Raw genomic sequence first — 23,281 nt, 5'->3', positions numbered from 1 at the left:
CGCGGTCAGATCGTCCACTTCACTTCCGGGTGGTCGCGCAGGGCTTCGTGCGCGGCATCGTACTGGGCGCGGTCTTCGGCGTGGAAGGCGATGCGCACCGAGACGTACTTGCCATTGGACGAATGCTTCCAGCTGACGCGCTCTTCCAGCACGTTGATGCCGGCGGCGGTCAGCAGGCGCGGAAGTTCGGTTTCCAGCGCGATGCCGGCCGTGCCCATGGCGCTGAGCTCGAAGGTGCCGGGGAACTGGAAGCCGTGATCGGGGTTGTCAGAAGAGATATCCATGCCCGGGATTATCGGGTCGAGCCCGGCCAAACCCAAGGCGTCCCCCAAGCCCGACGGCACGCCAGCCAGCGCATCCGGGGCTTTCCGGCACGCCGCGACGGACCCGGTCCGGAAACGGACAGCCCCGGATGCGGCCCGCGCCCTGATCCGGGCCATGCCGGCTGCAGATGCGAAAAAGCCGGCATTGGCCGGCTTTTTCACGTTATCGGTTCAGCCGCGGCGAGGCGTCAGACCGATTCCCACCACATCCAGAAGGCGTCCCACAGGCGGCGGAAGAAGCCACCCTCTTCCACGCCATCAATCGCCACCAGCGGCGCCTGGGCGATGGTCTTGCCATCCAGGTTCACCTTGACCGTGCCGACCTGCTGGCCCTTCTTGATCGGCGCCACCAGCTGCTTGGCCACGTCCATGGTCGGCTTGAGCTGTTCGTACTTGCCACGCGGCACGCCGACCAGCAGCGGCGCGGCCACGCCCAGCTGGACCTGCTGGGTCGCGCCCTTCCACACCTTCTGCGTGGCCAGGACCTTGCCCGGCTCGTACAGGCGGTGGGTTTCGAAGAAGCGGAAACCCCAGTTCAGCAGTGCCAGCGAATCGTTGGCGCGCTGTTTTTCGGACACGTCACCCATGATCACGGTGATCAGGCGCTGGTCGCCGCGCACGGCCGAATTCATGATGCAGTAGCCAGCCTGCGAGGTATGGCCGGTCTTGATGCCGTCCACGCTCGCGTCGCGCCACAGCAGCAGGTTGCGGTTCGGCTGGGTGATGCCGTTGACCGTCATTTCCTTGATCTTGTTGTAGGCGTAGGTATCCGGGTAATCACGGATCAGCGCGCGGCCCAGCAGCGCCATGTCGTAGGCGCTGGAGTAGTGGCCGTCGGCGGCCAGGCCGTGCACGTCGGCAAAGTGCGAATCCTTCATGCCGATGCGCTGGGCATAGGCGTTCATCAGCTGGACGAAGGCTTCCTCGCTGCCGGCGGTGTGCTCGGCCAGGGCGATGGCCGCGTCGTTGCCCGACTGCACCACCATGCCTTTTTCCATGTCTTCCAGGCGCGCGGTCTGGTTGACCGGGAAGCCGCTGAAGCTGCCGTCGGTGCCGGCGCCGCCCTCGCGCCAGGCGCGCTCGGTCATCATCACCTGGTCGTCGCGCTTGATCTTGCCGTTCTTCAGCTCGGCGGCCAGCACGTAGGAGGTCATCACCTTGGTCATGCTGGCCGGGGCCAGGTGCTCGTTGATGTTCTGGCCCGCCAGGACCTGGCCGCTGGCCGCGTCCATGACGATCCAAGCCTTGGACACCGCCGGTGCCGGCGCGTCGGGGATCTGCACTTCGGGCGGCGGCGCGGTGCTCGCATCCGGCGGCGGCGTCTGGGCAATGGCCACGCCGAAGGCGGCGGTTGCCAGGGCAGCGAAGGCGAAACGGAACTTCATGGAAAACATACCCCTAGGCATCTTGGAAGAGTTGGGAAAATCAGCAGCAGGCCAAAGACCACGGCCCGCGGCGTTGGTTCACTCGCGCACGACCTGCGGGCGCGAAAACCCCAGGCCGGCGATGCGCGAAGCCAGCGCGTCGGCCCCGGCATTGTCCGCTGCACCGACCCGCACGCGCCACAGGGTGCGACCACCGGCGAGCACATCGCTCAGCGAAGCGGTGGAAATCCCGGCCGCGACCAGCCTGGCCACGGCCTTTTCGGCATTGTCACGGCTGGCGAAGCTGGCCACCTGCAGCAGCACGGCCATGGCCGCTTCACCGTAACCACCGCTGGTGACCTCTGGCGTGCGCGCGGGCGCGACGGCAGGCTTGGCGGCCGGTGCTGTCGCGATCGCCGGAACGGTGGCCGATGCAGTGCCGGCAGCGGCGCCCGCCGGGGCAGTCCTGGCCACCAGGGTCGCCGGTTTGCCGGTCGCCACGTGCACGCCCTGAGTCTGCATCCAGGCCTCGAAGCGATCAGCGCTGGCCGGCTCCCTGCTATTGGGATTCACGTGATAGCGCAGCGAAGGATCGCCGGGACCAGCCTTGGCGCCGGCTGCCGCGATGGTGGGCGCAGTCGGCGTGGCGGTCGCAGGCACAGCGGCGGTCGGCGTTGCGGCCTTGGCCGGCAATCCACCCACCAGCTGGTCCATGCCCGACGGCTTGACCGCCGCCGGCTTGCCGGTCGCAATCGTGGTCGGCACGCCGGTGGCGACCGTGGTGGCCACCCGGCTGGCACCGGTGTTGCGGCCCGCCAGCAGCTTGGACAGCTTGGGATCGTCCGGGTGCAGCGCCTTCACTTCGACCCGGCCGGTACCGCGCGCGGTGATGCCCAGCTTGACCGCGGCGGCGTAGCTCAGGTCGATGACGCGGCCGTCGTGGAACGGGCCACGGTCGTTGATCCGCACGATCACGTCCTTGCCGTTGTCCAGGTTGGTGACCAGCGCGAAGCTGGGCAGCGGCAGCGTCTTGTGCGCGGCGGTGAACTGGTACATGTCGTAGACCTCGTGGTTGGAGGTCTTGCGGCCATGGAATTTCTGCCCGTAGTACGAAGCCAGGCCTTTCTCGTCGTAATCGGCGGCGGTATCCAGCACCTTGTAGTTTTTGCCCAGCACGGTATACGGCGACTTGTTGCCATAGTCGGACAGCGGCTCGGACGCAATCCGCGGTTCGGCAATGCAGTCCACGTCCGGTACATCGGTGGGCGTGCTGTCGGACACACCCGGCTTGTACAGCCCTCCGGCGGTGTAGTTGCCGCGCGTGGAAAGGTCTTCCTGCGCCGGGGCGTAACGGCCATGGCAGCCAGCAGCGACCGCGCCCGGTGCCTGCGCACCCTTGGGCACGGACACGATGGCATCACCGGGCCTGGCGGCTTTGCGCGGCGTGCTGCTGCACGCAGCCAGGGTGATCACGACCAGCAGGAGCAGCCAGGTCTTCATGCCGGCGGCAACGCCCGGCCGGCGATGGCTTCGGACAGCTGCCACACGGCCATCGCGTACATCTTGGAGTTGTTGTAGCGGGTGATCGCGTAGTAGTTGCGGAAACCCAGCCAGTACTGCGGGCCGTTGGCCGCCGCCAGCGTCACCGGCGTTGCGGTTTCACCGGCCGGCACGGGGCCCAGCGGCGTGTAGCCGCGCGCGGCCAGATCGGCCTGGGTCCAGGTGGGCGTCCAGTCCAGCGGATCGAACGCCTCCCTGCCCGGCGCCAGCGTGGCCTGCACCGCGACCGGACCGCCGCGCTCCCAACCGTAGGCGCCGCCCTTCTTGACGAAGTAGTTGGCGACCGAGGAGAAGATGTCGTCGAAATCGGTGAGCAGGTTGATCCGCCCGTCGCCATCGCCATCCACGCCGAAATCGCGGTAGCTGGACGGCATGAACTGGCCCAGGCCCATCGCGCCGGCATAGCTGCCGGTCAGCGTGGTCAGGTCCAGGTTCTGTTCCTTCGACAAGGCGAACAGCTGGGCAAGCTCATCGCGGAAGAACAGCTCGCGCCGCGCCTCGTACTGCGCGCGTGCCGGATCGCCGGTGCGCGGATAGCGGAACGCCAGTGTGTACAGCGCATCGATGACCGGGGTCTTGCCGGTATAGCCGCCGTAGCTGGTTTCCACGCCCAGGATCGCGACGATGATCTCGGCCGGCACGCCGGTGCGCTCCTGCACGCGGGTCAGCTCGGCGCGGTGCGTGGCCAGGAATTTCTGGCCGGCACCGATGCGCGCATCGGTGATGAAGCGCGGGCGGTATTCGTTCCAGCCAATGGTGCGCTCGGCCGGCTTGGACATCAGCTTGAGGGTGTCCTCGCGCCAGTTGGCGCGGGCCAGGGTGGCTTCGATCCAGGCCGGATCCAGGTTGAAGCGCGTGGCCGTGTCGCGGATGAAGTTGGCGCGCGACACCTCGAACGGCACCGGCGTCAGGTCCAGCAGCCTGGCATCGGCACGCTGCTCGACCGCAGTCTCGGCCGGTTTCGAACCAGGCACCGGCAGCGGCGGCCGCGTGGACGCGGGCTGCTGGGCGGTCTGTTCCAGAGGAGTCGAGGGCTTGGGCTGGGTCGCACAGGCGACCAGGCCAAGCGTGAGCAAGCAGGCAAGAGCACGTCGGATCATCGGGCGCGAGGTTAGCACGCACAAACGGGAAATGAACCCTGACTTGTCAGTCACTTGCCCGCGTTTGTTCATGTGCAACCGCGATTTCACGGCCGGTCACAGCCGCAGGGTCAGCGGTTCACCGGCCGGTGCGAACGCACCGCCATCACCAGCCCCAGCCCGGCCAGCAGTGACACCGCCGAGGTGCCACCGTAACTCATCAGCGGCATCGGCACGCCCACCACCGGCAGCAGCCCGGAAATCATGCCGCCGTTGACCAGCACGTAGACGAAGAACGCCAGTCCCAGCGAACCCGCCAGCACGCGCGAATAGGTGTCGCGCGCCTCCATCGCGATCCACAGGCAGCGCCCGACGATCACCAGGTACAGCGTCAGCACCGTGGCCACGCCAATCCAGCCGAACTCCTCGCTCAGCACCGAGAACGCGAAGTCGGTGGTCTGCTCGGGAATGAAGTTCAGGTGCGACTGGCTGCCCAACCCCCAGCCCTTGCCGGTCAGGCCGCCGGAGCCGATCGCGATCTTGGACTGGATGATGTTCCAGCCCGCGCCCAGTGCGTCGTTCTCGGGGTTGAGGAACATCATGATGCGGTCCTTCTGGTAGGGCCGCAGCAGGAAGAACCACGCCACCGGCGCCGCGCTGGCCACGCCGGCCACGCCGATGCCCACCCACCACCACGGCAGGCCGGCCAGCAGCAATGCGAATGCACCAGACGCCGCGATCAGCACGCCGGTGCCGAAGTCCGGCTGCAGCATGATCAGCCCGGTCGGAATGCCGATGATCACCGCCGCTACCAGCACCGATGAAATCCGGGGCGGCAGCGGTACGCGGTACAGATACCAGGCCACCATCATCGGCATGCTGATCTTCAGCAACTCGGCCGGCTGCAGGTAGAAGATTTTCAGGTCCAGCCACTGGCGACCGTACTTGCCGGTACCCAGCACGAACACCGCCAGTAGCGGCAGCATCGACAAGGCATAGGTCAGCGGGGTCCAGGCGCGCAGGCGCGGCAGCGACACCCGCGACAACGCCCACATCGCACCCAGGCCGATGACGAAACGCAGGCCCTGGGCGATCACCAGATGGGTACCGCCGGTGGCACCGCCCGCGCTCTTCATCACCGCCAGGCCGAAACACATCACGCCCAGCAAGGCCAGGCACAGCACCCAGTCCAGGCTGCGCAGGAAGCGCCAGGCCAGGTCGCCCAGATAGCGGATCAACTCGGTCATGGCGAAGTGGGCTCGTCGGCCGGTGGCGTCGGTTCGGCGGTTTCCACGCTCTCGTCCGTGGCCGGTGGCGACGCGCCCGGCGCTGGCGTGGGCGCGACAGGCGCGGCCTTGGCCTGCGGCTGGACCAGCGCCGGATCGACATCGTCCACGCCCTGCTCGGCATTCGCGTCTGCCTGCTCGCCCTCGGCCTCGGTGGCGATGACTTCGCTGGCATTCTCATCGGTGCCCGGCATCTTGCCCAGCAGCCACGCATCGAAGATCTTGCGCGCGATCGGCGCGGCCGAACTGGTGCCGAAGCCGCCCGCCTCTACCGCCACGGCCACGGCGATGGTCGGCGCTTCGGCCGGCGCATAACCTTCAAACAGGCCGCGGTGACGCAGGTGCATCGGCAGGCTGCGCGGATCCACTGCCGCGGTGCCCTTGCGGCTGGCGACCTGCGCGGTGCCGGTCTTGCCAGCCATCTGATAGGGCGCGCCACCGGTGATGGCATAACCGGTACCGCCCGGACGCATGGTGTCCATCATGCCTTCGCGCACCCACTGCACGTTGCCGGGGTTGTCGCTGATCGGCTTGATCGGCCCACGCGTGGTCGGCTGCCAGGACTGATCGAAACCGGTGCGCTGGTCCATCACCAGGTGCGGTGTACGCAGCTGGCCATCGGCAATCCCCGACACCGCACGCACCAGCTGCAGCGGCGTGACTTTCCAGTCGCCCTGGCCGATGGCGATGTTGACCGTATCGCCAGGAAACCAGCCCTCTTTCCGGCTCTTCATCTTGTATGCCGGCGACGGCACGATGCCACCGATCTCGCCGGTCAGGTCGATCCCGGTCGGACTGCCGAAGCCGTACTTGGTCATGTACTCGTCGACCTTGGTGATGCCCATGTCGATGGCGAGCTTGTAGTAGTAGGTATTGACCGACTGGGCGATGGACTTGCGCAGGTCGGTCCAGCCATGGCCGCCGCGGTGCGAATCGCCCCAGCCGCGGCTCACGCCCGGCAGGTAGAACATGCCGGTGGACAGGATCCTGTCCTGCGGCTTGCGCGTGCCGCTGTCCAGGCCGGCCAGGCCCATCATCGGCTTGATCGTCGAGCCCGGCGCCACGCCGCCCAGCACCAGCCGGTTGAACTGCGGGCGCGAGGGATTGTCGTTGAGTGCCTTGAAGTCCCTGGATGAGATGCCGTTGACGAACAGATTGGTGTCGAAGCTGGGCAGGCTGACCATCGCCAGGATCTCGCCGGTGCGTGGATCCATCGCCACGGCCGCGCCTTCGTATTGGCCGAAGGCCTCGGTCATGGCCTGCTGCAGGCGGATGTCGATGGACAACTTCAGGTCGGTACCCGCCTGCGCCGGCACCCGGCCGATCACGCCCAGCGCGCGGCCTTCGACGTTGGTCTCGACTTTTTCGTAACCCACCTTGCCGCGCAGCTGGGTTTCGTAATAGCGCTCCAGCCCGGTCTTGCCCGTGTGGGTCAGGGCGGAATTGACCTCGCCCAGCTGCTGCAGGTCCGCCTCGTCCACCCGCCCGACATAGCCGATGATGTGCGCGGTCAGCGCCCCGTACGGGTAGTGGCGCGTGAGATACGGCACCACTTCCACGCCGGGAAAGCGCCAGCGATTCACCGCCAGCGCTGCAATTTCTTCCTCGCTCAACTTGGGCTTGATGGTGATGCCACGGAAGCCGCGACTGACCTTGCGCGTGGCCAGGAAGTGCTGCACTTCCTCCGGGTCCAGGGCGATCACCTTGCCCAGTGCGTCCAGCCAGTTGGCCGGGTCGCCGGCCTGGTCGGGCACCACGTCCAGGCGGAAGGCGGGAATGTTCTCGGCCAACAGCACGCCGTTGCGGTCGTAGATGCTGCCGCGCGCCGGCACCACCGGGCGCAGCTTGATGCGGTTGGCATCCGAACGCGTGGCGTACTCGGCGTGGTCGACCACCTGCAGCTTGAAATACCACGCGCCCAACCCTGCCAGGCACAGGAACACGCCGATGAAACCAAGCACCGCGCGACGACGGAACTGATCGGCTTCGGCGTGGGCGTTCCTGACCGGGCGGCGGCGTGACATGCCAGGCCTCAGTTGCGCCGGCCCAGACGCAGCGCGTCCAGCAGCACGAACAACGGCGGCCACAACAGCATGCCCAGCAGCGGCGCCCACCAGTAGGCCCACGGCAGCACCGGCTCGCCGATGGCGAAATGGATCGCGCTGGCGACGATGCGGTCGTTCAACAGCAGGCCGCCGATGGCCAATGCCTGCTGGGACACCGGGAAAAACCGCATCCGCGCGCGGAAGCGCTGCAGGATGAAGGCCATCACCACCAGCCGCAGCGCCTGTTCACCCAGCAGCCCACCAAAGCTGATGTCGGCGACCAGCCCGATGATGAAGACGAACCCCAGGCCGACGCGCTCGGGTTCTTCGATCACCCAGTACGCCAGCACCAGCGCCAGCCAGTAAGGGCGCAGTGGCTGCAGCATCAATGGCAGCGGCAGCAGCGCCAGCAGCAGCGCCAGCAGCACACTGGCCGGCAGCACCCAGCCGTTACGGGTCCGGCTCATCGCGCCGGCTCCGCGTCGGGCGGCGTGGCCGTGGAAGACGGCGTGACCGGCTTCGCCGGCGGCGCCACGGCAGCGTTGCCGCGTGCCGGATCGACAGCCTTGTCCACCCCGGCGCCGGTCGCGCCCGGGGCCTGCTTAGCAGCAGGCGCCGTTGTGGCCGGCGTGCCATTGAACGTGGGTTTCGGCGGCGTCACAGGCTCGGTCGTCGGCACGCCAGCCGGGACGCCAGGCAATTGGCCTACCGGTGCGGCCGCGCCCGCCGTGCCGGGCAGCGACGGGGCGACCGCCGAGGCCCGCAGCAGCAGCACGTTGCGGCCACGGTCCAGGTGCGCAGCCGGGGTCAGCTCGCCGATCAGGAAGGTGCGGCTGTCATCGGCATGGAGATCGGTCACCGTCCCGACCGGGAACCCGGCCGGGAAACGCCCACCCAGGCCCGAGGTCACCACCACATCGCCGTCCTTGATGTCCGCGTTCAGCGGCACGTTGACCAGCTGCAGCTGGTCGCTGCGGCCATTGCCGTAAGCCAGCAGGCGCACGCCGTTGCGCTGGACCATGACCGGCACCGCATGGTCCGGGTCGGTCAGCAGCAGCACGATGGAATAGGTCGGCATCACCTGCACGATCTGGCCGAGCAGGCCGCCGGCATCGATCACGGGCTGGCCGACATACACGCCATCGCGACCACCGGCATCGAGCACCAGGCGCTGGCGGGTGGGGTCCAGGTCGATGTTCAGGACCGCGGCCAGCTGCACGTCCAGGCCGCGATTGCCGGCCGCGCCCAGCAGCGCGCGCAGCTGGGCGTTGTCGGCCACGGCCGCACTCAGGCGGGTCAGGCGGGCGTTGGAGACCAGCAGGTCATCGCGCAGCCGGCGGTTTTCAGCCGTGAGCTGGGTCAGCGTGGCTGCATCGTCCTTGACCCGCGTGCCCAGCCGGCCCGGCAGCCCGGCCACCCACCACAACGGCTGCGCCGCCAGCCCGGCGCGCTGCCTGGCCTGGCTCAGCCAGCCACCGCGGTGATCCAGGATCACCAGCGCAATGCCCAGCGCCAGGTACGCCAGCAGCCGCAGGGAGCTGGCGATCTCGCCGGGACGGGGCGCAACGGGAGGGCCGGCGTAGGAAGGCACGTTGGACGGGGCTGATGACCGGAATGAGGAAGAGGAAGTCGGCGCACGGTGCGCCGTGGCCAGCGGCGGAAAGGGACCCTCGTTCCTCGTCCCTTTCCGTAACGTCCTGCGCGCTTACTCGGCGGCGAAGAACTCGTTGCCGTGCATGTCCACCAGCTCCAGCGCACGGCCGCCACCGCGGGCCACGCAGGTCAGTGGATCATCGGCGACCTGCACGTGCAGGCCGGTTTCCTCGGAGATCAGCTTGTCCAGGTCGCGCAGCAGCGCGCCACCGCCGGTCAGCACGATGCCGCGCTCGGCCACGTCGGCGCACAGCTCCGGCGGGGTCTGCTCCAGTGCCAGCTTGACCGCCGAGACGATGCCCGCCAGCGGCTCGTGCAGCGCTTCGAGCACCTCGTTGGAGTTGATCTTGATCATCTTCGGCACGCCTTCGGCCAGGTTGCGGCCGGAGATCTCCATCTCCTCCACTTCCGGCTGGGCATAGGCGCAGCCGATTTCCAGCTTGATGCGCTCGGCGGTGGCTTCGCCGATCAGCATGCCGTGGTTGCGGCGCACGTAATTGGTGATGAATTCGTCGAAACGGTCGCCGCCCACGCGCACCGACTGCGAGTACACGATGCCGTTGAGCGAGATCACCGCCACCTCGGTGGTGCCGCCGCCGATGTCGATGACCATCGAGCCGCGCGCCTCGGTCACCGGCAGGCCGGCGCCGATCGCCGCAGCCATCGGCTCTTCGATCAGGTAGACGTCGCGCGCACCGGCTTCTTCGGCCGATTCCTTGATCGCGCGGCGCTCGACCTGGGTCGAGCCGGCCGGCACGCAGACCAGCACGCGTGGGCTCGGACGCAAAAAGCGCGACTTGTGCACCTTCTTGATGAAGTGCTTGAGCATCGCCTCGGTGTAGGTGAAGTCGGCGATGACGCCATCTTTCATCGGGCGGATGGTGGTGATGTGGCCCGGCGTGCGGCCCAGCATCTGCTTGGCCTCCGCGCCTACGGCCGCGACCGAGCGGGTGCCACCGATGGCGCGATCCTGGCGCACGGCCACCACCGAGGGCTCGTTCAACACGATGCCCTGTCCGCGCACGTAGATCAGGGTGTTGGCCGTGCCCAGGTCGATGGACAGGTCGTTGGAGAACATGCCACGCAGCTTCTTGAACATCGGGGGCCGGGATCCTTCGAAAGAGATGCGAATGCCCAGCGCCGATGGCGAAAAAATGGGCAAAAAAGAGGTCGGCTAGCCTAGCAACCCACCCTGCGGCATACAAGGAAAATCGCAGCATGAACAAGCCTTTCAGCGACACGCCGGCACGCCTGGGACCGGATGCGCGGCTGGCCCTGTCCGGCCTCAGCCGGTAACCTTGGCAACTTATTGCCGGCCACGGGCCGGTGCCCCTTTACGCCTCTTCGGCGCGCGACCGCGCGACGGAGGCACGCGCCACCCCTGCCAAGGCCGCCATGTCCGCACTGATCTGTGGTTCCCTCGCCTACGACACCATCATGGTGTTCCCGGACCAGTTCAAGAACCACATCCTGCCCGACAAGGTGCACATCCTGAATGTGTCGTTCCTGGTCCCACGGATGCGCCGCGAGTTCGGCGGCTGCGCCGGCAACATCGCCTACAACCTGCACCTGCTGGGCGGCAAGCCCCTGCCGATGGGCACGGTGGGCCAGGATTTCGGCCCGTATCGCGAGCATTTCGAGACCCTTGGCATCGACCTGAGCCACGTGAAAGTGATCGATGAGCTGTTCACCCCGCAGGCGTTCATCACCACCGACCACGACAACAACCAGATCACCGCCTTCCATCCGGGCGCGATGATGCGCAGCTACGAGAACCACGTGCGCGACGTGCCGGGCGTGACCATCGGCCTGGTCGGCCCGGACGGGCGCGAAGGCATGATCCAGAACGCGCTGGAATTCTCCGAGGACGGCGTACCCTTCATCTTCGACCCAGGCCAGGCCATGCCGCTGTTCAACGGCCCGGAGCTGCGCACCTTCATCGAACAGGCCGACTACGTGGTGGTCAACGACTACGAGTCCAACCTGCTGCAGGAACGCACCGGCTGGGACGAGAAAGCCATCGTCGGCAAGGTCAAGGCCTACATCACCACCCAGGGCCCCAAGGGCGCGCTGGTGCATACACCGGGCAAGACCTACGACGTTCCACCGGCCCACGAGCGCCGCGTGGTCGACCCGACCGGTTGCGGCGACGCCTTCCGCGCCGGCCTGATCTTCGGCATCGAAAAGGGCTGCGACTGGCTGACCATCGGCCGCATGGGCAACCTGATGGGCGCACTGAAGGTCGAACACCCCGGCACCCAGAACCAGCGCTTCGACTTCGACGAGTTCAACGACCAGTTCAAGCAGCAGTTCGGCTACGCGCTCTAAGCGCGCTGCAGATCGCGCACGCCGCATCGGCGCGCACACGGCACGGTCCGCTTACCTGGTGGCAGGCGGCAGGCGATACAGGCCTTTTTCGTAGGCCTCGGTGCCCCAGAGCGCATGCGCCAGGGCCGCACGCGAGAGCTCAGGCAGCGGTGCGACTGGCACCAGCTGGTTGGCCTTGACGTCGTATTCGAAACTCGCCGCCGGCTTGCCCGGCTGCAGGATCACCACGTCATTGCCCCGCATCAGCGCGAAATTGCGGTCGTACTGCATCAGCGCGCGGCCCGGCACCAGGTGCGATGGATCGGTCAGGTCCTGGCCGACCATCGGGGTTGGGTCGTCGATGCCCATCAGCGACAGCAACGTCGGCGCCAGGTCGACCTGGCTGACGATGCGGTCGTCGCGGCGCGGTGCGATGCCGCCCCCCAGGATCAACCCGGGAATGTGGAAGTTCGAGATCGGCACCAGGTTCTTGCCGAACACGCGCGAGTCGTGATCGGCCACGACCAGGAACACGGTGTCGTTCCAGTACGGCGAGGCCATGGCTTTCTTGAAGAACTCACCGATGGCGTAGTCGGCGTACTTGGCTGCGTTGTTGCGGGTCTGCTTGGGCTGCTCGTACAGATCGATGCGGCCGTCGGGAAATTCGAACGGATCATGGTTGCTCGAACTGAAGACCAGTCCGAAGAACGGCTTGCCCTGCGCATGCAGCTTGTTGAATTCGGTATCGGCCCGGGCGAACAGGTCCTCGTCGGACACGCCCCATGAGCCGGTGAAGGCCGGCTTGTCGAAGGCCTTCTGGTCGATGATGCGATTGAAGCCGTTGCCCAGGAAGAACCCGCGCATGTTGTCGAAGTGGCTTTCGCCGCCGTAGTAGAACGTGGCGTCGTAGCCGCGCCGCCCCAGCAGCTGCGCCACGGTGAAGAAGTTGCTCTGGCTGCCCGACTGTTTCACCACTGCTTCGGCCGGGGTCGGGGTGAAGCCGGTGACCACCGCCTCGATGCCCCTGACCGAACGCGTGCCCGTGGCATACAGCCGATCGAACGCCCAACCCTGCCCGCTCAGGCGGTCGTAGTTGGGCGACAGCGGCAGGCCGCCCAGGCTGCCGATGAACTGCGCGCCCAGGCTTTCCTCCAGCACGATCACCAGGTTGCGCGGGCGGCCACTGTAGGAGGCAGGCCGCGCCGCAAGCGTTGGCAGTGTCTCGGACACATAGGCACTGGCCGGCAGGCCGCCGCCGGCGCGCAATTCGGCCACGATCTGCGCCAACGGCATCGCGCCGTACAGGCGCGAGCTTTCGCTTTTGCGGACCAGGTCCAGGCTGGCATAGGCGGCCGAATAGAACGAGTTCAACGGCAACACATTGACCGTGGGATCCACGCTGAAGGCGACCATCGCCGGATTGAGCGGGCGATGCCCCAGGGTCGAACGCACCCCGATGAACACCAGCACCAGCAGGACGAACGCCGCCGGCAGCCGCCACAGCAGGTGCGCCCGCCCCGACACTGGCCGCGCCAGGACGCGCCCCGCCAGGCGCCAAGCGCCCCAGCCCAGCAGCGCCACCACCGCGATGCCGACGCACAGGCTGAAGGCATGCCCCTTGAGCAGCATGCTGGCCACTTCGCGCGGATAGATCAGATATTCGACGAACAACCGGTTGGGCCGCAGGCCGTATTCGGTCATGAAGTCCGGCGTGGCCAGCTCCATGAAAGCCAGCACGCAGGTCACCAGCGTCAGCCAGACCCGCAACGCGGCTTTCCAGAAGCGCCCGATCACGCCGGTGACCGGCATCAGCAGGGCCAGCAATCCTGCGATGCCGTACAGCAGGCACAGCGTGGCCACGTCCACCCGCAGGCCCTGCAGCAGCACCGGCGCCCAGCCACGCACGGCCGTGACGGCCTGGGCATGCCAGCACGCCAGTCCCAGCCGAGAGCCGCTTAGCAGCACCAGTCCGATCAGGAAGAACACGGCCACTGGCCGCAGCCGCTCCAGCAAGGGGACAACGGGCGATCGGAGCATCATCAGGGCGTGATCCAGGCAAGGGAGATGGCTGCAGCAACTTGCCCTGCGTTCCGCATGAGCACAGCAATGGGTCAACAGTGTGACGGCCGCCATGCGTGCACGCAAAGTCTTTCGCGCATGCCGGCACGCCGTGCCGGACCCCGCTCCAGGCCGGCGACGAGATTGCGACCCGGCCGCTTCAAGGCAAAGAAAAAGGCGGGCCCGGCAGGACCCGCCTTTTGCTCGCTTCCCGCGATACCTGGGATCAGAACATGACCTGGGCGCGCACTTCGAAGGCGTTCGGATCGATGCTCACGCCTGCACGACGGCTGCTTGCCTTGATGTAGTTGGCCTGCACCTTGAAGTTCTTGGTGAAGTAGTAGTTCGCGCCTGCGGTCCAGTCGTGCTGGTAACCGCCCTGGATGCCGGCATCGTTGAGGTCCAGGTCGCTGTAGCGCAGCAACAGCTCCAGCGCGCCAGCCGGGCCCTTGGGCGTCACGTTGCCCAGCGTGCCGTTGTAGGCGCGCGATTCGCCGGTGACCACCCAGCTGCCGTACACGGTGTTGCCCTGCGCGCGGAAATCGCTGAGGCCGTCTTCGCGGACAACGTTTTCTTCCAGGTGCTCGGCCAGCACGGTGAACGGACCGGCGATGCGGATGAACTCCAAGCCGCCGCGTTCGATATAGCTGGTGCCCGGCAGCGCGCCGCTGTCGATCAGGCGCGTGTCGGTCAGGCCGGCTTCGATCTTGGCGCGCACGCGGCCGGAGGTCGCATCCGGGTTCTCCACCGAGTAGCCGATGCCCAGGTGGATCACATCGCCTTCGGCCTTGTGCGGGGTCCACGCAAAATGACCGGCCATGGTGGTGCCATGGTTCTTGCCTTCCAGGTCACGCCCGGCGAAACCCTGCAGCTGCACGTTCCAGCTCTTGCGGGTCAGCGCCCATTCCACGCCGGTGCGCCGACCTTCGTAGATGGCCTGGGTGGCCAGCGGCGCTTCCAGGAACGAGATCGTGCGCGATGCGCCGACCGAGTCCAGGCCCACCGGCGTCTTGAAGTAACCGATGCGGATCGCACCGTAGTCCTTGCCGCCGGTCCAGGCCTTGGTCTGGAAGCGTACGAATGCATCGAGCCAGGTGTGCGACTGGAAGTCGTACTGCGCGGTCATGTCGAACACGCCATCGATGCGATAGAACGCACCGAATTCCTTGCGGCGCACGTGGTCGGCGTTTTCGAAGCTGGCATCGTCGCCGCTGAAATGGTTCTGGTCGTAGGCGAAGTTGCCCGTCACGCCGATCTGGCTACCGTTGTCGAACTTGTAGGTGGTCGGCCAGTCCGCTGCTGCGGCCGTCCCCGCAGCGCACATCAATCCCACGGTCAGCAATGCCCGCATTGTTCTCTCCCTCTCAAGAGTGCTAATCGAATGAATGAACACAGGCCGATTGCCCGCGCCCGAGTCGAGTCTTGCGGGCACTGACATTTCAGCCATGTGACGAATGCAGGCGCGACTGTACCCGTGCCCGGTCCCGTGCCCGTATAGCCAAAACGTCGGAGATCCCGCGCGGCACGGCGCCAATCCTGTCCGCGCCACACCGTGCATGCGAGTCAGTGCACCACGTTCCGCACGCCGGGATGATCGTGTTTGGGCATGTGCTCAGGACGAATCGTCATTCGACCACAGGGGTCCACAATGCCCCGCCCGCCTCGATGTTGGCGCACCTGCAGGCCGGCGGGCCTGCCGTGTTCAGCAAGTACCGTGGCACACGGTCCACCGGCGCCGACATGAAACAAGCCACCGCCCGGATCAACCAGGGCAAGGTGGAAGAAGCGCAGGTCCGATCCACCAGGGCGCCGACGACTGGCCTGCCCGTCAGCCGCAGCAGTTGCAGGGACCAGGACGCGGCAACGCGCGCCAGGCAGCCCCCGCGCGAAGGCTTACTTGCCCGGATCCCAACCCGGCATCTGCGCCGAATCCAGTCCGCCGGTCTCGAACTCCGCGGTCTGCGTCCCGCCCGACTTCACCGGGAATTCGATCTTCAAGCTCCTGGCGTGGGCAGCCAGCTTCCACAGGCCCTTGTAGTCGGTGATGAACATCGCGATGGCCTCGTCGGTATCCGGGCGCCAGGCATCCATCGCCCTGGGCTTGCCGTCATCGACGCTGACCTTGACCTTGCAGCCCTTCAGGCAGGGGAAGTCGCCGGCCTTGAGCACCAGATAGGCGCTCTGCTTCCACTCGGGATGGTCGCGGAAGACCAGCTGCACGCTCTGCTGCTTGCCGCTGCCGTCGGTATCCAGCGGCGCGCGGCTCATGATCGACGCAGACACCTGCGCGCCCTTGCCGATCATCACCTGGTTGTAGTTCCACAGGCCGGCCAGGCGGCGCTCTTCGCGCGCGGTGTCGGATTTGACCTTGGCGTCGTCGTACTGCGGCTTGATCTTCTGCGCCGCGGGCGTATCGGGGTACTGGTCGATCAGCGCGCTGCCATGGGCGCGGGCCAGGTCCCAGTTCTGCGCGGTGTAGGCCGCGTCGAACTGGGCGGCGAGTTTCTCCGACGCCTGCTGCTGTTGTGCGGCCAGCGCAGCGGCCTGGGCGCGCTGTTCGGCTTCATGGTCGGCGCAGCCGGCCAGGGCGGCGGCGCACAGGGCGGACAGCAGGAGGCGTTTCATCGGGGCACAACTCCGTGGGGCAAAAGGCGATGCCTGGCCAGCAGGGATGGCGCATATGACGGTGCACACATGCCAGCCAGGCCCGACGCATTGTACGTGCCGGTCGATTCGACGCGGCTGCAGTGCGCGCTGCGGCTGGCCCAGCCCGCGACAACGATGTGCCAGCCGGGTGCCCGCTTCACCCACAAAAAAAGCCGCCGCATTGCCCGGACATGCCCGGCGATGCGGCGGCTTTGGTTTCAACCCGTTACTGCGCGGGCGGGGTCGGCGCGGCCGCCGGTGTCGCAGCGGTCAGCATGTCCTCGACCGAAGCCGTCGTGATCGGGTGGTAACCCGGCTTGGCCTTGGCGAAGACCTCCTTGGCGAAGGCCAGGCCTTCGGGCGTTTTCACCAGCTCGGCGTAGATCGGCATGATCAGCTTGCGGCGGCCGACCCGTTCGATGAAGTCGCCCGCCGCCTGCCATGCCTCCTTGTCGCCACTGCGGATCGCCAGCGGATACCAGCGCATGGCGATCTCGCCATTGGCCGTGCCGGTGAAGTGGTAGGCGCCATCCAGTTGCTTGAGCTTGTCCAGCGGCTGGGCCTGGCCCAGCCCGTCGATGAAGCGCACCCACTGCTGGGTTTCCCATTCGTCGGTGGCCTGCTTGGCCGGCAGCGTGCCGCTGCCCAGCCAGGCGATGCGCGCGGTATCGACCAGGGCAAAGCCACGCGACTGCGCCTTCTGCGCGAACGGCGGGATGCCCGGCTTGTTCAGCCACGCGTCCAGCTCGTCGGCGGTGACCGCGTTGGGATTCTTGGGCAGCAGGTTCTGCTTGAGGTCGGCGACGAATTCGTCGGTGGTCGCGCTCTTGAAGGAATGGTCGTCGAACCACTTGCGCAGGAACGGATCGAAGGTCTCGCGGCCGAAGCGCTGTTCCAGGAACTGCAGGAACCACGCGCCCTTGACGTAGGCCACGCTGCTCAGCACGCCATCGGGGTCGTGGTCGCCCAGCGACGGCAGCGCCAGCACCTGGTCCGCGACGGGGATGTCCTTGAGTTCGACGGCCAGGTCGGCCTGGTCGATCTGGCGCTCCATCTCGGCCATCTCCTGGCCATAGACCGCCTCGGTGATGCGCGCCTGCACGTAGGTGGTGAAACCTTCGTTGAGCCAGATGTCCTTCCAGCTGGCATTGGTCACCAGGTTGCCCGACCAGCTGTGCGCCAGTTCATGGGCCACCAGCGACACCAGCGACTTGTCGCCCACGATCACGGTCGGGGTGGCGAAGGTCAGGGTCGGGTTCTCCATGCCACCGAACGGGAACGACGGCGGCAGCACCAGGATGTCGTAGCGGCCCCAGCGGTACGGGCCGTACAGCTGCTCGGTGGTGGTGATCATCTTCTCGGTGTCTTCGAACTCCTTGGCCGCCTTGTCGGCCATGGCCGGCTCGGCCCACACCCCGGCACGGTCGGACAGCGGACGGAACACCAGATCGCCCGCGGCAATAGCCAGCAGGTAGGACGGGATCGGCTTGTTCTGCACGAAGTTGTAGTCGCCATCGCGCACCGAGGCCGGGTCGTTGCCCGCGCTCATCAGCACCATCACGTCCGGGCGGCTGGTGACGTGCGCGGTGTAGGTAAAGCGCACGCCGGGCGTGTCCTGCAACGGCACCCAGCTACGCGCATGGATCGCCTCGGACTGGCTGAACATGAAGGGCAGCTGCTTGCCTTCGGTCATCGATGGCGCCAGCCACTGCAGGCCCGAGGCCTCCGGCGAGGTGTGATAAGTGATGCGCACGATCGGATTGCGCTGCGGCGCCTGCACCGTCAGCTTGCTGCCCAGGACCTTGTCAGCGTCGGCCAGCGTGTAGTCCAGCGGGGCGAAGGCCTTGCCGGCCGCATCGCCACCTTCCACTTTCTCGATGGTCAGCGCGCGCGTGTCCAGCACCAGCGCGGTGGCCTTGGGGTCCTTCCAGTCCAGGCGATAGGTGGCCGTGCCACCGATCTGCTTGCTGTCGAAGTCCAGCTTGACGTCCAGCGCCAGGTCCTTGATGACCACCTGCTCGGGCTGGGCGTAGGAACTCTCGTCATGGCGACGGTCGGGCTGGGTCACGGCGGCGGCCTTGGGTGTGGAAGTGGGCGTGGCATCGGGGGCGGAAGCCTCCTTCGAACACGCCGTCAACATCACGGCCGCACAGGAAAACAGCAGGAAAGCAGAACGCATCGAGACATCCGAGCAGCATCAACGGGACCTGCATTCTAGCCCCTGCCCCCGGCCCGGCATCAGCCCGCCGGGCGCCTCACCGCGCGACAGCATGCCACCCGGGAACGCCCCGTCACGCCGGTCGGACCGCGCGGGCCGCAGGCCCGGTCGCAAGCCTTGCCCAGGATCAGGCCTTGTAGCCGTCGTGGATCGCGACGATGCCCGCCGACAGGTTGTTGTAGCGCGCACGGGCGAAACCGGCCTCGGTCATCATCGCCTTGAGCTGCTCCTGCGGCGGATGCTTGCGGATTGACTCGGCCAGGTACTGGTAGCTGTCGGCATCACCGGCAAACAACTTGCCCAGCTTCGGCAGGATCTTGAACGAGTGGAAGTCGTAGATCGGCTTGAACCACTGCGGCGTGACTTCGGAAAACTCCAGCACCCGCGCCTGGCCGCCCACCTTGAGCACCCGGTACATCTCGCGCAGGCCGGCTTCCTTGTCGGTGACATTGCGCAGGCCGAAGGCAATGGTCACCAGGTCGAAGCTGTTGTCCGGGAACGGCAGGGCCTCGGCGTTGCACTGCACGTAATCCATGCCGGCGACCAGGCCGCGGTCGGTCATGCGGTCGCGGCCGACGGTGAGCATGCCGGCATTGATGTCGCCCAGCACGATGCTGCCGGTCTTGCCGACGCGGCTCTTCAGCAGCGCGGCGATGTCGCCGGTGCCGCCAGCCAGGTCCAGCACGCGGTCGCCGGGCTTCACCTGCGCGGTGGCGGTGAAGTAGCGCTTCCAGACCCGATGGATGCCCAGGCTCATCAGGTCATTCATCAGGTCGTACTTGCCGGCCACCGAAGTGAAGACCTGGCCGACCAGCTTCTGCTTGTCGCGCGCGGCGACGTCACGGAACCCGAAATGGGTGGTGCCGGACTTGTAGGGGGATTCGCTCATGGCCGCGATTATCGCACTGCTCGCCCCCGCGGGGTGTCAGCGCCGCCTACGCGGGCCGTGTGCGACACCAACGCAACAGGGCGCCCCATCGCTGGAGCGCCCTGTCGTGGTCCGACCGCCGCCAGGCGGTTGGCAGGCGTTATCGGGTCGTGGTCGACGCCACCACCGGCTCACCGCGCACCTTCGAACCGTTCAGGCCGTAGAACACGATGTAGGCGTAGCAGACCAGCGGCAGCACGAACGACAGATGCAGGCCGATATGGTCGGCCAGGATCCCCATCAGCAGCGGCAATACCGCACCACCGACAATGGCCATGATCAGCAGCGAAGAGGCGCGATTGGTCAGCGGCCCCAGCCTGGCCATGCCCAGGGTGAAGATGGTCGGGAACATGATCGAGTTGAACAGGCCGATCGCCACCACCGCATAGACCGCCGTCATGCCGCTGGTGGTCAGAGTCACCAGCAGGAGCACACTCGCGATGCCCGCGAACAGCGCCAGCAGCTTGCCGGCATCAATACGCACCAGCAACGCCGAACCAATGAATCGCCCGATCATCGCGCCCGTCCAGTAGGCGGACACGTACTTCGTCGCGGCCTGCTCGCTCATCGCGCCGATATCGGGCATGGACAGGTAGTTGACCAGGACACTGCCGATCGACACTTCGGCACCGACATAAAAGAACAGGCCCAGCACGCCCAGCAGCACGTGGCGATGGCGCAGCGGCTCGAAAATGCCGTAGTGGCGGGTCTCGCCTTTCTCGCTGGCCTCGGTGATGGCCGGCAGACGGAACAGGAAAATGAAGACGGCCAACGCGAACAACGCAATGCCCAGGCCCAGATAGGGCATCTGCACCGCGCCGGCTTCCGCGGCACGGTAGGCCACCACATCGGCCTGCGCCATGGCCGCAAGTTCATCCGGCGTCTTTGGCTGCGCGCTCAGGATCAACAGGCCGCCCAGGAGCGGCGCGATCGCCGTTCCCAACGAGTTGAATGCCTGCGACAGGTTCAGCCGGCTCGACGCGGTCTTCTCCGGCCCCAGCAAGGAGACGTAGGGATTGGCTGCCACCTGCAGCACGGTGATCCCGGTGGCCAGCACGAACAGCGCGCTCAGGAACAACCCATAGCTGTGCGCTGCAGCCGCTGGCCAGAACATCAGCGCACCGACGCCAGCCACCGCCAGGCCCGCCACGATGCCGTTCTTGTAGCCCAGCCTGGCGACCAACCGCCCCGCAGGCAGGCCCATCAGGAAGTACGCGCCGAAAAACGTGAACTGCACCAGCATCGCCTGGGTGTAGCTCAGCGTGAACACCGACTTCAGGTGCGGGATCAGGATGTCGTTGAGGCAGGTCAGGAAGCCCCACATGAAAAAGATCGTGGTGACCACTGCCATGGCCAGCTTCGGCGTCGAACGCGCCACCGTGGCAGAGGTCGGTGTGGGACTGGCATGCATCAGAACATTCCTGCGGAAGCGCTTTCGCGGGGCCGCGCAGTATTCCATGCCTGTCGTAATCGAACTGCTGCAGTGCAATATAGACGGCATCATCAGGCGCCCGACGCCTTCCACGGAGACCCCATGATCGCCACCCCCGACTATCGCGCCCTGCTGGACACCGCCATCGACGAGGCCCGCAAGGGACTGGCCGAAGGCGGCATCCCGATCGGCGCAGCGCTGTACCACAATGACGGCCGACTGCTTGGCTGCGGCCACAACCGCCGCGTGCAGGAAGGCGATCCGTCGGTACATGGCGAAACCGACGCCTTCCGCAAGGCCGGCCGCCAGCGCCGCTACAAGGACACCATCATGGTCACCACCCTGGCCCCGTGCTGGTACTGCAGCGGCCTGGTGCGCCAGTTCAACATCGGCACCGTGGTGGTCGGTGAATCACAGACCTTCCAGGGCGGCATCGACTGGCTGCGCGAGGCCGGCGTCAACGTGATCGACCTCAACAGCCAGGAATGCATCGACCTGCTCGGCGGCTACATCCAGGCCAACCCCGAGGTCTGGAACGAGGACATCGGCGAGGATTGAGCCGACCACCTATACCGGCTTGAACACCATCAGCCAGAAGATCGCCATCACGCTCAGGAACGCCGGCCAGCCCAGCCAGAACCACCAGCGCATCGCGCGGTAATAGGCAGCGGGGAGCAGCGTGCCGTCGCGCGCGGCAGCGACGGCCAGGTCGCGCGCACGGATCTGCAGCCACAGCACCGGCAGCCAGCAGGCCCCGACCAGCACGAACAATCCAAGCGCGCAGGCGATCCACAGCTGGGTGAACGGCACGCCCAGCACGTGCATCAGCCACAGTCCGCTGCCGAACTGCACCACCACCGCCGGGGCGGTGAAGCAGGTATCGGCCAGCACCACGGTGCGCGCGGTCGCGGCAATGGCGTGCGGATCACCGCGGCGGTGCGCGATCCACAGGAAGAACGCAATCCCGAGCCCGGTGCCGAACAGCAGCGTGGAAGAAAGAATGTGGATCCACTTCAGCCACAGATAGATCACGCGCTCACCTCCGCTCGGCCAGGACCCACAGCACGGCCAGCGCCGGCAGCAGGACCAGGTTCTTGAGCAAACCGCCCAGCGGTTCCAGCCACAGCGCCGGGACTGCCAGGCCGAACGCCAGGGTGTAGCCGCCGACCAGGGCCAGCATCGCGCCGATCGCCATGCGCGGTCGCAGGCCGCTGGCCAGCCACAACGCCAGCAGCAGGTCGCAGCCTGCGCCGATGCGCGCCAGGGCCACCGGCGCCAGCACGTCCAGCGCAGTCCCGGCGGTCATCGCTTCGATGCGCTGCGCTGGCGTCAACCAACCCACCAACGCCGACAGGACGAACACCAGCACCACGGCGACCTTCAAGCCAGGCGCAAGGAAATACAACTGCGCCTGCCAGCGGTCCTGGGTCTGGCTGGGATGTGCGTCCAGCGCCTGCTGCAGGGAGCGCGGGCGCAGGCCGAAGGCCGCTTCCAGTCGGTCGGCCGCATCCGGCGCGGTGACGTTGTGACGACGCAGCATGGCCCACATGGTGCGGCCGACCGGGCCACGACCCAGCACCTCGCCACCGGCCACCACCGCACTGACCAACGGCTCGGGCGTGTGCAGTGCACGCTTGCCCGGCACCCGCAACCAGCGCCGCCAGGTCTGCTGGTACTCGCGCAGCGAGATCGGCACAGGACCGCCGACCTCGAACACCCCCTGCTGGCTGCCACCGGCCGCCCGCGCGACCAGTTCGCCCAGGTCCTCGGTCGACAGTGGTTGAGTCGGCCAGCGGCCGTCGCCGGGCAGCAGATGCACGCCAGGGAAAGCCGCCATCGCCCGCAGCAGCGAGGTGCCGCCATAGGACCCGGTGGCCGAGTACACCAGCGATGGTCGCAACACCACGCTGCTCAACGGCAGCGCCTGCAGGGATGCATCGAAGGCATGCTTGGTCGCGATGAAATCGCCGTCGGCCGGCAACCCCAGGGCCGAGACCTGCACGAACCGGCGCACGCCACGTCCAACGCAGGCCTGGGCCAGCGCCAGTGGCGCTTCGTGGTGGATCACCTGAAAGGACTGACCCTCGACCTCGCGCAGGATTCCGGCCGCGTTGACCACCACATCCACGCCCTCCAGCAGCGGTAGCCACTGGTCGGGCGAACGCAGCCGCATCAGGTCGCACTCGCGCGCGTCATCGGGCAAGGCCCGTCCCTGTCCTCGCACGCCGCGCAGCACGCGCCAACCATGCGCGCGCAACGCCGCCACCAGATAGCCACCGATGAATCCGTTGGCGCCCAGCACCAACACCGTTCCCGCCCCCTGCTGCTCCATGCATCGGCCACGTCGTGAGATCGACGCAGAGGCTAGCAGACCGAAACCGG

At 67.0% G+C, this 23,281-nt stretch carries 18 protein-coding genes and 1 pseudogene; 2 read left to right on the top strand and 17 right to left on the bottom strand.

Going from position 1 to position 23,281, the window contains the following annotated elements; all coding sequences use genetic code 11:
• Positions 1–5 precede the first annotated feature (5 nt).
• The 9 genes and pseudogenes from O8I58_RS15690 to O8I58_RS15650 form a co-directional block, all read right to left on the bottom strand.
• Positions 6–284 (bottom strand): DUF493 family protein, encoded by a 279-nt coding sequence (locus O8I58_RS15690; RefSeq protein ID WP_298318090.1) that lies wholly within the window; start codon positions 282–284, stop codon positions 6–8.
• A gap of 227 nt (positions 285–511) precedes the next feature.
• Positions 512–1,708, bottom strand: coding sequence for a D-alanyl-D-alanine carboxypeptidase family protein (locus O8I58_RS15685; RefSeq protein ID WP_298318087.1), 1,197 nt, complete (start codon positions 1,706–1,708; stop codon positions 512–514).
• Positions 1,709–1,786: 78 nt separating this feature from the next.
• Positions 1,787–3,187 (bottom strand): septal ring lytic transglycosylase RlpA family protein, encoded by a 1,401-nt coding sequence (locus tag O8I58_RS15680; protein ID WP_298318083.1) that lies wholly within the window; start codon positions 3,185–3,187, stop codon positions 1,787–1,789.
• Positions 3,184–4,347 (bottom strand): lytic murein transglycosylase B, encoded by a 1,164-nt coding sequence (mltB, locus tag O8I58_RS15675; RefSeq protein WP_298318080.1) that lies wholly within the window; start codon positions 4,345–4,347, stop codon positions 3,184–3,186. The genes O8I58_RS15680 and mltB overlap by 4 nt, the downstream gene beginning before the upstream one ends.
• A gap of 110 nt (positions 4,348–4,457) precedes the next feature.
• On the bottom strand, positions 4,458–5,573 hold the full coding sequence (gene rodA, locus O8I58_RS15670) for a rod shape-determining protein RodA (protein WP_298318077.1): 1,116 nt from the start codon (positions 5,571–5,573) through the stop codon (positions 4,458–4,460).
• A gap of 227 nt (positions 5,574–5,800) precedes the next feature.
• Positions 5,801–7,636: pseudogene (gene mrdA, locus O8I58_RS15665) on the bottom strand (penicillin-binding protein 2); the annotation flags it as partial.
• A gap of 8 nt (positions 7,637–7,644) precedes the next feature.
• Entirely contained in the window at positions 7,645–8,124 is a 480-nt protein-coding gene (mreD, locus tag O8I58_RS15660; protein ID WP_298318073.1) for a rod shape-determining protein MreD, read from the bottom strand.
• Positions 8,121–9,248 carry a rod shape-determining protein MreC gene (gene mreC, locus O8I58_RS15655; protein WP_298318071.1) on the bottom strand — a complete coding sequence of 376 codons (1,128 nt, stop codon included), beginning with the start codon at positions 9,246–9,248 and terminating at the stop codon, positions 8,121–8,123. The genes mreD and mreC overlap by 4 nt, the downstream gene beginning before the upstream one ends.
• Before the next feature lie 114 nt (positions 9,249–9,362).
• Positions 9,363–10,409 carry a rod shape-determining protein gene (locus O8I58_RS15650; protein WP_298318069.1) on the bottom strand — a complete coding sequence of 349 codons (1,047 nt, stop codon included), beginning with the start codon at positions 10,407–10,409 and terminating at the stop codon, positions 9,363–9,365.
• 296 nt (positions 10,410–10,705) lie between these two features.
• On the opposite strand from O8I58_RS15650, the gene O8I58_RS15645 reads away from it, so the two are divergent.
• Positions 10,706–11,638, top strand: a complete 933-nt coding sequence (locus tag O8I58_RS15645; RefSeq protein WP_298318067.1) for a carbohydrate kinase family protein — start codon at positions 10,706–10,708, stop codon at positions 11,636–11,638.
• A gap of 51 nt (positions 11,639–11,689) precedes the next feature.
• Here O8I58_RS15645 and O8I58_RS15640 read toward each other — a convergent pair whose 3' ends face one another.
• The 6 genes from O8I58_RS15640 to fucP form a co-directional block, all read right to left on the bottom strand.
• Complete coding sequence (locus O8I58_RS15640) at positions 11,690–13,654, bottom strand: LTA synthase family protein (protein ID WP_298318064.1); 1,965 nt, start codon at positions 13,652–13,654, stop codon at positions 11,690–11,692.
• 247 nt (positions 13,655–13,901) lie between these two features.
• On the bottom strand, positions 13,902–15,026 hold the full coding sequence (locus O8I58_RS15635; protein WP_298318061.1) for an OprO/OprP family phosphate-selective porin: 1,125 nt from the start codon (positions 15,024–15,026) through the stop codon (positions 13,902–13,904).
• A 542-nt stretch (positions 15,027–15,568) separates the two neighbouring features.
• Positions 15,569–16,300 carry a hypothetical protein gene (locus tag O8I58_RS15630; RefSeq protein WP_298318058.1) on the bottom strand — a complete coding sequence of 244 codons (732 nt, stop codon included), beginning with the start codon at positions 16,298–16,300 and terminating at the stop codon, positions 15,569–15,571.
• Between the two features lie 247 nt (positions 16,301–16,547).
• Complete coding sequence (locus O8I58_RS15625; protein ID WP_298318055.1) at positions 16,548–18,500, bottom strand: M1 family metallopeptidase; 1,953 nt, start codon at positions 18,498–18,500, stop codon at positions 16,548–16,550.
• A 166-nt stretch (positions 18,501–18,666) separates the two neighbouring features.
• Complete coding sequence (ubiE, locus tag O8I58_RS15620) at positions 18,667–19,428, bottom strand: bifunctional demethylmenaquinone methyltransferase/2-methoxy-6-polyprenyl-1,4-benzoquinol methylase UbiE (RefSeq protein WP_298318052.1); 762 nt, start codon at positions 19,426–19,428, stop codon at positions 18,667–18,669.
• 139 nt (positions 19,429–19,567) lie between these two features.
• Positions 19,568–20,878 (bottom strand): L-fucose:H+ symporter permease, encoded by a 1,311-nt coding sequence (gene fucP / locus O8I58_RS15615; protein WP_298323054.1) that lies wholly within the window; start codon positions 20,876–20,878, stop codon positions 19,568–19,570.
• 123 nt (positions 20,879–21,001) lie between these two features.
• Here fucP and O8I58_RS15610 point away from each other — a divergent pair, with 123 nt between their 5' ends.
• Positions 21,002–21,457: a nucleoside deaminase gene (locus O8I58_RS15610; RefSeq protein ID WP_298318049.1), complete on the top strand. Its 456-nt coding sequence runs from the start codon at positions 21,002–21,004 to the stop codon at positions 21,455–21,457.
• Between the two features lie 9 nt (positions 21,458–21,466).
• Here O8I58_RS15610 and O8I58_RS15605 read toward each other — a convergent pair whose 3' ends face one another.
• Together O8I58_RS15605 and O8I58_RS15600 are read right to left on the bottom strand one after the other, a co-directional pair.
• Positions 21,467–21,931, bottom strand: a complete 465-nt coding sequence (locus O8I58_RS15605) for a DUF2269 family protein (protein ID WP_298318046.1) — start codon at positions 21,929–21,931, stop codon at positions 21,467–21,469.
• Positions 21,932–21,935: 4 nt separating this feature from the next.
• Entirely contained in the window at positions 21,936–23,231 is a 1,296-nt protein-coding gene (locus O8I58_RS15600) for an SDR family oxidoreductase (protein WP_298318043.1), read from the bottom strand.
• Between the last annotated feature and the right edge of the window lie 50 nt (positions 23,232–23,281).

Origin of the sequence: Pseudoxanthomonas sp. (assembly GCF_027498035.1) — a bacterium.
Classification (GTDB): Bacteria; Pseudomonadota; Gammaproteobacteria; order Xanthomonadales; family Xanthomonadaceae; genus Pseudoxanthomonas_A.
This window is presented reverse-complemented; position numbering and strand designations above follow the sequence as displayed.

Bases quoted from the DNA above. Each gene is read 5' to 3' on its own strand.
- O8I58_RS15690 (WP_298318090.1), bottom strand. From the start codon at position 284: ATGGATATCTCTTCTGACAACCCCGATCACGGCTTCCAGTTCCCCGGC.
- O8I58_RS15685 (WP_298318087.1), bottom strand. From the start codon at position 1,708: ATGAAGTTCCGTTTCGCCTTCGCTGCCCTGGCAACCGCCGCCTTCGGC.
- O8I58_RS15680 (WP_298318083.1), bottom strand. From the start codon at position 3,187: ATGAAGACCTGGCTGCTCCTGCTGGTCGTGATCACCCTGGCTGCGTGC.
- mltB (WP_298318080.1), bottom strand. From the start codon at position 4,347: ATGATCCGACGTGCTCTTGCCTGCTTGCTCACGCTTGGCCTGGTCGCC.
- rodA (WP_298318077.1), bottom strand. From the start codon at position 5,573: ATGACCGAGTTGATCCGCTATCTGGGCGACCTGGCCTGGCGCTTCCTG.
- mreD (WP_298318073.1), bottom strand. From the start codon at position 8,124: ATGAGCCGGACCCGTAACGGCTGGGTGCTGCCGGCCAGTGTGCTGCTG.
- O8I58_RS15650 (WP_298318069.1), bottom strand. From the start codon at position 10,409: ATGTTCAAGAAGCTGCGTGGCATGTTCTCCAACGACCTGTCCATCGAC.
- O8I58_RS15645 (WP_298318067.1), top strand. From the start codon at position 10,706: ATGTCCGCACTGATCTGTGGTTCCCTCGCCTACGACACCATCATGGTG.
- O8I58_RS15640 (WP_298318064.1), bottom strand. From the start codon at position 13,654: ATGCTCCGATCGCCCGTTGTCCCCTTGCTGGAGCGGCTGCGGCCAGTG.
- O8I58_RS15635 (WP_298318061.1), bottom strand. From the start codon at position 15,026: ATGCGGGCATTGCTGACCGTGGGATTGATGTGCGCTGCGGGGACGGCC.
- O8I58_RS15630 (WP_298318058.1), bottom strand. From the start codon at position 16,300: ATGAAACGCCTCCTGCTGTCCGCCCTGTGCGCCGCCGCCCTGGCCGGC.
- O8I58_RS15625 (WP_298318055.1), bottom strand. From the start codon at position 18,500: ATGCGTTCTGCTTTCCTGCTGTTTTCCTGTGCGGCCGTGATGTTGACG.
- ubiE (WP_298318052.1), bottom strand. From the start codon at position 19,428: ATGAGCGAATCCCCCTACAAGTCCGGCACCACCCATTTCGGGTTCCGT.
- fucP (WP_298323054.1), bottom strand. From the start codon at position 20,878: ATGCATGCCAGTCCCACACCGACCTCTGCCACGGTGGCGCGTTCGACG.
- O8I58_RS15610 (WP_298318049.1), top strand. From the start codon at position 21,002: ATGATCGCCACCCCCGACTATCGCGCCCTGCTGGACACCGCCATCGAC.
- O8I58_RS15600 (WP_298318043.1), bottom strand. From the start codon at position 23,231: ATGGAGCAGCAGGGGGCGGGAACGGTGTTGGTGCTGGGCGCCAACGGA.